Source organism: Novosphingobium organovorum, assembly GCF_022832435.1.
GTDB lineage: Bacteria > Pseudomonadota > Alphaproteobacteria > Sphingomonadales > Sphingomonadaceae > Novosphingobium > Novosphingobium organovorum.
In genome coordinates this window covers 1-9786 of record NZ_JALHLF010000120.1, presented here as the reverse complement: position 1 = coordinate 9786, position 9786 = coordinate 1, and the positions used below count along the sequence as shown (strand labels likewise).

Below are 9786 nucleotides of genomic sequence, written 5' to 3'. Positions count from 1 at the left end.
ACCATTCCGATTCGGTCAAACACCTTTTTCAAAAAATCGTCATTTGCGCCGGGAAAAATCATTTAATCGTTATAAAACATGATGATAGAAATAGGCATATGGTGCAGCGCAAGATCACGGTCAGGCGTTGCAAAGCCCCGTAGGCCCCCGCCCCATTCGCGGTTGTCCAAGGCTCGTTCGCAGCCTTCGCGCGATGACCTGTTCGAACGCAGATGGGCGTGTGCGCCATTAAACAGGCTCACTGGGACTGGAGGCCACCCGATAGGCCGGTTTGCCAATCTCGCCGACAAGACCCCACCTTCACCATCCACACAGGCGGCCCAGTTCCCGCTCAGCTATGGAGAGCCTTCTCAGGGACCTTCTCGCCAGAGATGGCGCGCGGGGCCCATGCCTACAGGCCATACCTCATGTGTGCCTGCAGGCTGGACGTGACCCTTAAATAATTCATGATCGCAGCGGTCGTGCGGCCATGAGCCTGCGTCCTGCAAAATGCCGCCTCCACGTCGCGCACGGAGCCCACACCGACATTCGGCTCGATCAGGCTGGGTTGCACGAAAATCGCCGAACTGGCCGTGTCTCCAGGCATCACCCTCATTCGGCTGCCTCGCAGGGGCCTCGCAGGGACCCCGAACTCCAGAGCCATCACGCCGCTATCGCCGGCCGCCATGCCGGGATTCGCAGGCCCTGCCCCTACCTCACCTGAAACAGATTGCAAAAATTGCTTAACCGGGTGAAACGAGGGCATAATATACGCAACATGAGTGTTATCGATGGGGCGCTCGCAGGAGTGGGCCCGAAGAATTTACGGAAAATGGCGTGTGGCGCGGCCCGAATTACTGGCTGTAAACATAGAGGCACTTTAGGAAGATGGATTTAATGAGCAAGAACGAACAAATTACCATCGTCACACCCTCATTCGAGAAGCATTTTGTTCAGTATTGCGAAATGATTGAAAGTCTGGATCGGCACTGCTCCGATCTCGATCGTGTGCGTATCGTGGTTGTTGTCGAAGAAAAGAATCGAGAACTTTTTTCCGGCTTCCTCGATAACTACCCCAGGATCGCCAGCAAGGTCATTTTGACCGAAGATGTCCTTGCCCGCTTCGGGGCGGTCGAGACACCGGGCAAATTCCTGGGCCGGGCCGGAAAGTTCCTGTTCCAGGCGCTGAAGAAATTCGGCGGCCTGCTCGAAGCGGAAACCGAATGGTCGCTTGTTCTCGATAGCGAGACCGTCTTTGTGAAGGATTTCTCGATCCTCGAAGTCCTGCAGGACTACAAGGAACGAAAATACGTTTTCTATACACAGACCGCGCCGCGAGGCGAGCTTTGGACCCGGGGCGATTCACATAGGGTCAACTGTAACGTTGAGGCGGTTCTGGGCGTGCCGGTCAGGGACGCCTGGTTCATGGAGTGCTTCCACTGGTTCTACGAGAAGTCCAAGGTCGAGCACCTTTTGAATGACGTTATGGGAGAGTTGTTTTTTCGCGCGATCCAGGACCCTTCCTACGGCAAGTTCGATCTTTTCGAGAATGTCATCTATTATGCCTATTTGCGCGCCTATCACGCGCAGGAGTACACTTTCCTCGATTTCAAGGCGGTGTTGGACGCGCATCTGCCGCCGCAGATCGCGGCCCGTTTCGAACTGTCCAAGCTCCCGTTCGCGCTATTCGGGAACGACTATCTCCTCAGCATTTTCCGGCCTTCGGAAATCGCGCTGCTCACCGGGCTGTTCAAGGCTTACAAGATCCCCTTCCTGCGCCTCGATCCGCCGTACTTTCACACCGATTACCTCAAGAACCTTAAGGCGCTGCCGCATCTCGTGGCGACGGTTTCCTCGCACCATCAGATCTGGCTGAAGAAGAAGATCGCGGTGTGCATAAGTGGCGAATTCCGGCACCTCATCCACCGCGTCCCCGAACAGCAGATCCGCTTTCTCAAGGCGTTCCTGTCCGGGGTGGAATGCGATGTCTTCATTCATGGGTGGCACGATCCGAACGAAGCGCTGATCGTGGAAGAGCTCCAGCCCAAACGCCATCTCTTCGAACACGCCCCCGACGTGGACGAGCTGGCCGCGAAGATCCGCTACCGCGAGCCACTGCTCAAGGATGGGCGCGACCGGGGCTCGCTGCTCATGTTCTACAGCATGCAGAAATGCTTCGAACTGATCGGCGATTTGCGTGACGACTATGAATATGTCGTGCGGATAAGGCCCGATATCTTCATGGAACGTTCGCTCAAGGAGTTGCTCGTTTCGATTTGCGATGAAGGGGACTTCCAGCCCGAGGCTGTTTACGTCCCGTCGCATTTCCATTCCAAGGGTATTAACGACCAGTTCGCCCTGGGCCGGATGGAGAAAATGGAACGCTACTTCCACTCCTTTGATTACGCCAAGGCGCATCTGGCCGACCATCCCTTCAACCCGGAAATGGTCCTCTTGCGCAATCTGCTGGAAAGCAAGGCGAGCGTATGCTTGGTCCACGCGCCTTATGCGCTACTTCGCCACCTGCCGATGCGCGTGGACACCATCCACGAGGCGCTGCGCGTGCAGCGCGACGTGTGGTGGTCACGCAACGATGGATTGCCGCTCTACACCGACCTTTCGGCTTTCCTGGCCGAGAAGTTGAAGTCGATCGATGTGGTCCTGACCGGACAGCTTGCGACGAAGCTCTATTTGCCGCTGGGCGATGGCGCTCTGGTCGAGGCGATGTCCGTCGATTACGACCCGATGTGGCGTTGCTGCCTGTTGCGCCCCATCAACGGCTTGATGACCGCGCTGCACTTCGAGATCTGCGATGGGGCAATCGTTCCGGGTACGCGCCCGGCGCAGTTCATGTTCCTGTTCCTGGAGGGGGATGATTACGTCCTGTCGCAATGGAACGTGATCGAGGGCAAGCTGATCAACGAGAGGATCGTCCTTGCCGGTGACGCCGTGCGTGCGGTCACGCCGCCCCGTCCCGATGTGCTGAACCTTGCCTGGCGGCTCAACCGCAATCTGATTGATGGACAACCGCTGGCGGAAAAGATCACGCTGGTCACGCACGATGCCGGGCCAGCGGCGCAAGCGGCTCCACCCGCGGTTGCGGGCAGCGCAATGTCGCACAAGATCGCCGACCTGACGAGCGACATGCTGTCGCTCCATGCCGGCGCGAAAGCGGGCACGGCGCCGGGCGTGGCCGGGCAGGTGCTCCAGCAAATGCTGATGCCGGACAATTTCCTCGGCAAGTTGCTGACCCGCGCCTTCGCCCGCGTGTTGCGGCCAGAGCCGGTATCGGTGTTCACCCTGGGCGAGGACGGGATGCGCAGCAACAGCCTCGTCACGGTCGATGGCATCGTCCATGTCCGTCCGCAGCGTCCGTGCCACGCCCTGTTCGGCCCCTACATCGATCTGGACGCGGGGCATTACTATGCCGAGTTCTTCTTCGACGCGGTACAGGGCGGCGAGGTGACGATCGATGTTCGCGCCGACGGGCTGGAGGATATCGCCAGGCGCTCGATCGCAGTGGGTGGCAACGCGGGTATCAGCATCGAATGGACACTGCCGCGCAGCGCCTCCCATGTCGAAATTCGTCTGGCGGCGGGGGGTGATTTCGACGGCGTGCTCAATTGCCTGCTGATCCGCAAGAGCCGGCGTTCCTGATACCAAGGCGCATCGTCGCGGTTTACCGGACGGGATCACGAACCGAATCCCGTCCGTCATTTGCGCTACGAAGCCACGTTGCGGCCACCTGCGCGGACGAAGGCCAGCAGCTCCCACGTGCCGGTATAGCTGCGTTCAGGCCATCATGGCTTGGCGTCAAACCTGTCTTGCCGCACGGCCCCCAAGGTTCGAACTTATCAGCAGGTGCAACGGCCCGGAACGGGGCTGGCAGGGTATCTCGACAAGCAAGGTCTTCTGCCTTCGGCTCAGGGTGCTGAAATCCGGCACTGGCCAATCAAGCCCTGCCATCTCGAGAAGACTTGCGACCATGCCGGTGGTCNGCAACGGCCCGGAACGGGGCTGGCAGGGTATCTCGACAAGCAAGGTCTTCTGCCTTCGGCTCAGGGTGCTGAAATCCGGCACTGGCCAATCAAGCCCTGCCATCTCGAGAAGACTTGCGACCATGCCGGTGGTCTGGCGCAAAGGCAGCTTGAGCACACCCTTCAACGTGAGGCAGGCTTGGATCGCGGCATCCGAGAACATAAGCTGTCGCCCCCGCCTGCCGGTCGGCGCGGACAACCACTGCATTCCCGGATCAAACCAAACCCGAAGCGAACCTCTCTGCGCCAGCGCTGCGGTATAGGACTTCCAGTTTGTCGTGCGGTAGCGGGCCCTGCGCGGTTTGCTCATCTTCGCCCCTTAACTTCCTGGATTATTTGTCGGCGATCGGTATTGACGGCTTGCCTTGCGACAAAATCGACGAGGAGTTCATCAAGCAGTTTCGCAAATGGTCTGCGACGCAAGCCGTCATCATTGGGAAGGGAAAGAATGAAACCTTGCGCCTACGCGCGCCCAGCACGACGGAAGCTTCAGTCAGACAAATGAAGGCAGTCATAAATTATGCCTTTGCCAGGGAGAACATCCGTCGACCGGCCCGCATCTCACCGCGTCCTCCTTCAGCGGTGGATCACACTCCTACCTACCGATCCTCGATCTCCGAACTGGCTGAAATGTTCACCTATTGTCTAACCCCAGCACCACCGGCTGGCGAGCTCTGGACTGTCAAGCAAAGGATCAATGCCAAGCAACAGCGGGCGTCACTTCTGGCTTTTCTCCGAATTTCTGTCGCCACATGGTGCCGCCCCGATGCAGTCCATGACTTTTCAACTGCCAAGTGCAGAGCACAATGGGACCCGCACTCAAGGGCCATAAACCTGAATCAGCGCAGCCGCGCCCAGACCAAAAAGCGCAGGCCCACGGTCGTCGCTCCGCGACAGCTCATTCCGATTCTTGAACAGACGGACGGCTTCATGGTCCCGGTGAAGAATGTGCGTAAGCCATTCGAAGCCATGCCCCGCGAGTTGCAAATGCCCCGCGAACGTGAAACCGGATTGAAGCTCATTCGGCGCTCAATCGCACAACTCGCTCGTTCCCGCATCGGTGAAACCCAATGGCAGCAAGGGAAGATCATGCTTGGGCATGCCGAGGCCAGCACCAGCGATCTTTACGCTTTGCCGGATCCCGCAAATCTTGGCCTTGCGTTAGAGCATTTTTCGATCACTCCGGGTCATATCCGCACGAGCTGAAGTAGTTGGCGCATTCGTCGGGCTGGAAGATGTCTACGAGCCTGCCGATCTGGTCCCAGAGGCCCCTGACGGTTCGCTCGCCGATCTTGCGGAGCATGGCCTTGAGGCGCGAGAACGCTTTCTCGATGGGATTGAAGTCGGGGCTGTATGGCGGGAGGAAGCGCAGGGTCGCGCCTGCGGCCTCGATCCTCTCGCGCACCGACGCTCGCTTGCGGCTGGAGAGGTTGTCCATGATGACCACGTCGCCGGGCCGTAGCTCCGGTATGAGCACTTGGGTGACATAGGCTTCGAACCAGTCGCCGTTGATCGGACCGTCGAGCACCATCGGCGCGACCATGCCAGTCATGCGCAAGCCAGCGACCAGCGTGGTGGTCTTGCGGTGGCCGTGCGGGAAGCCCATCCGCAGCCGCTCGCCTTTCGCGCAGCGCCCGTGGCTGCGGGTCATGTTGGTCGCGGTCCAGGTCTCGTCGATGAAGACGAGACGTTCGGGTTCCAGATCGAGCTGGCCATCGAACCAGGCGTGGCGCTGCTTCAAGACATCGGGGCGGTCTTGCTCGATTGCATGGCCAGTCTTTTTTTGCGCGTCATGCCCCGACGCGCGAAGAAGCGGTGAAGCCCGGCAACCGAGATAGTCAGACCGATCCCGGCCAGGTCCGTGCGCAGTTCCTCGAGCGAGATATCCTTGCGCGCTTCCCTGATGGCGAGAATGTCGTCCGCTCGCTCCTCAACCCGACGGGATCGCATGTCGCCGCCTTGCGGCTTGGGAGCAAAATCGCCCGTCTCGCGCCGTTGCGCATGCCAGCGGATCGCAGTCGATGGCGCGACGCCAAAACGAGCCGCCGCTGTGCGGCAACTCAAGCCATCATCAACCGCCGCCAGAAGCCGAGTGCGCAAATCCATCGAAAGAGTGTGAGCCATCCATGCTAGCCTCCCTCACCAGCACGGATTCTGAATCAGAAATCACACCCGGCGGGAATCCCCCGACGATTCAAAACGGTCGAAAACCGCTCTAACGGCCACAGAAGCGATTATAGACGCGATCGAAGCTTTGGCTCCCGGGGCATTCACCGGAGTCGCACCGGCGATCCAAACCACACTAGGAACGCAAAATGCTTGAGATAAATGGCGCACCCAAGAGGATTCGAACCTCTGGCCTCTGCCTTCGGAGGGCAGCGCTCTATCCAGCTGAGCTATGGGTGCAGTAAAGCGCCGCCTAGCAGAGCAAACCGGGCGACGCCAGAGGCAAAAGTCGTCTTCGTGCAATGCGGTGGCAATCGCCCCCTTGAGAACCCGTTGCCTGCCTCCAGGGCTCTTGCGGTTCAGCGCGGCTCGCAAAGGCAGGCAATTAGGGATTTGGCAAGCGCCGCACGGGTAAAACCCTCGGTCATGGACGCGACTTCGAACAGGGTTGGAAAATTCGGCTCGGGCGGCGCAGGTCTCGCCCGGTCGGGACGCGCCCAGTTCGGGACCGGCTCGGCCAGCGCCCTGAGCATGAAGTGGTCCGCGCTGCACGATGCCGCACAGGCCGTCGCCGGTATTGCCGGTATCCCCGCACCGTCGCTGACGCAGGCTATCCGCGCCTTCCCCGCCCAGGTGCGCGACGCGCACGAAGCGCACCGCATACGCGCCGAACAGGGCATCGCCGACCTGTCCGCGATCATGGAAGCCGGATTGGGCGCGCTGCTCGCCTCTCTGGCCCGCGGATCACATCCGCGCGGGGCCGCGCTGGCCTTGTGGAACGAGTTCGTAAACGCACGCGATGCTCTCCTCGATATCGCCCCTGCGCCCGACGGCCACCCCAAGCGCATGGCCTGATCGCCGCGCCAGCGCACGGCACGATTGCAAGTTCCTATTTTGTTCTTATTCTGTCGGCATGATCGACACCGATTCGTTCCCGCCCGGTTCCGGCACCTCCATCGTCGCGGCCGATGTCGTGCGCGGCGTGTCACGTCTGTTTGCCCGCAACGGCATCTGGTGCCTGCCCGAAATGATGCTGCGCAACGGCCGGCGCGCGGATCTCATGGGAGTCGACGCGCGCGGACAGGTGATCCTGGTTGAAATCAAGGTCAGCCGCGCGGACCTGCTCGGCGATGGCAAGTGGACCGATTATCTCGAGTTCTGCGACCGCTTCTACTGGGCGCTTCCCCCCACGCTCGAACGCGCCCCGCTCGAGACCGAGGCGTTCCTTCCCGACAGCTGCGGCGTGATCGTGGCCGATGGCTACGATGCCGAGATCCTGCGCCCGGCGCCCTTGCGCCAGATGGCTGCAGCGCGGCGCAAGGTCGAAGTCGAACGCCTCGCCCGCGCGGCGCTGCGCCGGCTCGTCGTCAGTGCCGATCCGGAAACGCAAAAGTGGGACCGGGAGAGCTGAGCCCCCGCCAGCCCGCACAGCAATCAGGACAAGCGGCCCGCGATCGCGCTCCAATCGTGCGGAACGAAGCGTGGGGCCATCCAGACCTGAAGGCGCACGAAGGGATTGCGCGAGGCGCACTGGCGTAACCAGTTGGCCATGAGGCGGCGCACGTCGGCTTCGCCCCAGCCTTCCCACTCGCCCGCAACGGCGTAGAGATTGCGCCCGAAGACCGGAGCCACTTCGCCGCGCAGAATCGCCTCGCACTGCTGCGCACTGTACGGCGAGGCGGACAGCACCGAGGCAATGCGCGCATGATCGCCTTCCTCGAGCGCGGTGTCGAGGAAGAGGTCGCTCAACGCCTGCCAGACCGGCACGCGGGTTTCGAATTCGCCGGGGGTCATGGGGGGGGGCATGGAGTGGACTCCACCCCTGCCCGCACCCGTTCACGCGCGTCGAGCCGGTCGCGCGCCTTCAACCGGGCCAGAATCGCCCGACGGCCTGCTTCGTCAAGCCTGGGCCAGGCGACGATTTCCTCGATCGTGCGCCGACAGCTGCGGCATTCTCGCCGAGCAGAATCGAGCGCGCACACGCCGATACAAGGAGAACGAGTCGCGGGCATGAAACCGAGTGTGCGCCTGTTCGGTGCGCGCGGCAAACCGCAATTTTCTTGCGCTTTGGACGAACCATCCCTATGTGGCGCCGCAGCAACCGGCGCGCGCAGTCTGATTCGCACCCGCGAATCCTCTTTCTGGGCCGCAGTCCGCGAGCGGCGTGAGGTCACGGGGCCGGCAAGGAGCCGGAAAATCCCGTAACCGGCCCGGACGAGCGGTTGCCTTGAACCAAGCTTCCTTCTTCACGCAGGGTCGCCCGAACGACACCTTGCCGTGTGCGCGCGCTTGCTTCGACGTTTTCAGCGCGCAACTGCATGAAAATTTGAAAGTGACGTGAATGTCCTACTTTAACGACCTTGGTCTGGCCGAGCCCCTTCTGCGTGCGCTTGAGGCCAAGGGCTATACCGATCCCTCGCCGATCCAGCGCAAGTCGATCCCCTCGCTGCTCGAAGGTCGCGACCTGCTCGGCATCGCGCAGACCGGGACCGGCAAGACGGCGGCTTTCTCACTGCCCTCGCTGCACCGCCTCGCGGCCGATCCCAAGCCGCGCCAGAACGCGGGCTGCCGCATGCTGGTGCTTTCGCCCACGCGTGAGCTCGCGGCGCAGATCGCCGACAACATGCGCGGCTACGCCAAGTTCCTGAACCTGACCATCCAGTGCATCTTCGGCGGCGTTCCGGCGGGCAAGCAGGCCCGCGCGCTCGAGCGTGGCTGCGACGTCCTGGTCGCCACCCCCGGCCGCCTGCTCGACCTCGTCGACAGCCGCGCGCTCACCCTCAAGCACGTCGAGATCTTCGTGCTCGACGAAGCCGACCAGATGATGGACCTGGGCTTCATCGTGCCGCTCAAGCGCGTGGCCGCGCTGCTGCCCAAGCAGCGCCAGAGCCTGTTCTTCTCCGCCACCATGCCCCAGGCGATCGCGGAACTGGGCAAGCAGTTCATCAACAATCCGGTCAAGGTCGAGGTCGCCCCGCAGTCGACCACCGCCGAGCGGGTCGAACAGTACGCGACCTTCGTCAGCCAGGCCGAAAAGCAGGCGCTGCTCACCATCCGCCTGCGCGAAGGCCTCGCCCCTGACGCCGCCGAGAAGGCCGAGCACGGCGCGATCGACCGGGCGCTCGTCTTCACCCGCACCAAGCACGGCGCGGACCGCGTGGTGCGCCACCTGACCGCCGCGGGCATTCCGGCGGCCGCGATCCACGGCAACAAGAGCCAGGCGCAGCGCACCGCCGCGCTCGGCGGCTTCCGCCAGGGCACGATCCGCATCCTCGTCGCGACCGACATCGCCGCGCGCGGGATCGACGTTTCGGGTGTCAGCCACGTCTACAACTTCGAGATCCCCAACGTTCCCGAACAGTACGTCCACCGCATCGGGCGCACCGCGCGCGCGGGCGCGGACGGCGTGGCGGTGAGCTTCGTGGCTCCCGACGAAAAGCCCTACATCCGCGACATCGAACGCCTCACCCGCGTCAAGCTGACCGCGCTGCCCCTGCCCGAAGACTTCGTGGTCGAGGCGCGCCGCCTGCCCGCTCCCAGCCGTCGTCCCGCCGACGCGCAGCCCAGCCAGGGCCGCTCGGGCGGTGGCCGGGGCGGCAACGCA

At 62.1% G+C, this 9786-nt stretch carries 8 protein-coding genes, 1 tRNA gene and 1 pseudogene; 5 read left to right on the top strand and 5 right to left on the bottom strand.

Going from position 1 to position 9786, the window contains the following annotated elements; translation table 11 throughout:
* Window positions 1-876 precede the first annotated feature (876 nt).
* The gene (locus tag MTR62_RS18235; protein WP_244023617.1) at window positions 877-3636 is read left to right on the top strand and encodes a hypothetical protein; all 2760 of its coding nucleotides are present in this window, start codon (window positions 877-879) and stop codon (window positions 3634-3636) included.
* 189 nt (window positions 3637-3825) lie between these two features.
* On the opposite strand, the pseudogene MTR62_RS18230 reads toward MTR62_RS18235, so the two are convergent.
* A pseudogene (locus MTR62_RS18230) lies at window positions 3826-4326 on the bottom strand (transposase); the annotation flags it as partial.
* Between the two features lie 26 nt (window positions 4327-4352).
* Here MTR62_RS18230 and MTR62_RS18225 point away from each other — a divergent pair.
* On the top strand, window positions 4353-5222 hold the full coding sequence (locus tag MTR62_RS18225) for a hypothetical protein (protein ID WP_244023615.1): 870 nt from the start codon (window positions 4353-4355) through the stop codon (window positions 5220-5222).
* Here MTR62_RS18225 and MTR62_RS18220 read toward each other — a convergent pair.
* Both MTR62_RS18220 and MTR62_RS18215 read right to left on the bottom strand, forming a co-directional pair.
* Window positions 5194-6140, bottom strand: a protein-coding gene (locus MTR62_RS18220; protein WP_244023613.1) for an IS630 family transposase whose coding sequence is annotated in 2 segments (ribosomal slippage) — window positions 5194-5795 and window positions 5795-6140 — 948 coding nt in all. Because the reading frame shifts where the segments join, the coding sequence is not laid out codon by codon here. The genes MTR62_RS18225 and MTR62_RS18220 overlap by 29 nt on opposite strands.
* A gap of 205 nt (window positions 6141-6345) precedes the next feature.
* A tRNA-Arg gene (locus MTR62_RS18215) sits at window positions 6346-6422 on the bottom strand.
* Between the two features lie 186 nt (window positions 6423-6608).
* Between MTR62_RS18215 and MTR62_RS18210 the strand changes: the two genes are divergently transcribed.
* Both MTR62_RS18210 and MTR62_RS18205 read left to right on the top strand, forming a co-directional pair.
* Window positions 6609-7037, top strand: a complete 429-nt coding sequence (locus MTR62_RS18210; protein WP_244023610.1) for a hypothetical protein — start codon at window positions 6609-6611, stop codon at window positions 7035-7037.
* A gap of 58 nt (window positions 7038-7095) precedes the next feature.
* A complete protein-coding gene (locus MTR62_RS18205) occupies window positions 7096-7593 on the top strand; it encodes an MmcB family DNA repair protein (RefSeq protein WP_244023608.1) in 498 nt (165 codons plus the stop codon).
* Window positions 7594-7616: 23 nt separating this feature from the next.
* On the opposite strand, the gene MTR62_RS18200 is transcribed toward MTR62_RS18205, so the two are convergent.
* Window positions 7617-7988 carry a DUF7079 family protein gene (locus MTR62_RS18200; RefSeq protein ID WP_244023606.1) on the bottom strand — a complete coding sequence of 124 codons (372 nt, stop codon included), beginning with the start codon at window positions 7986-7988 and terminating at the stop codon, window positions 7617-7619.
* Window positions 7973-8194, bottom strand: a complete 222-nt coding sequence (locus MTR62_RS18195; RefSeq protein ID WP_244023603.1) for a DUF1289 domain-containing protein — start codon at window positions 8192-8194, stop codon at window positions 7973-7975. The genes MTR62_RS18200 and MTR62_RS18195 overlap by 16 nt, the downstream gene beginning before the upstream one ends.
* 329 nt (window positions 8195-8523) lie before the next feature.
* Between MTR62_RS18195 and MTR62_RS18190 the strand changes: the two genes are divergently transcribed.
* Window positions 8524-9786 (top strand): DEAD/DEAH box helicase (locus MTR62_RS18190; RefSeq protein WP_244023601.1); only part of this gene is annotated, 1263 nt, incomplete at its 3' end.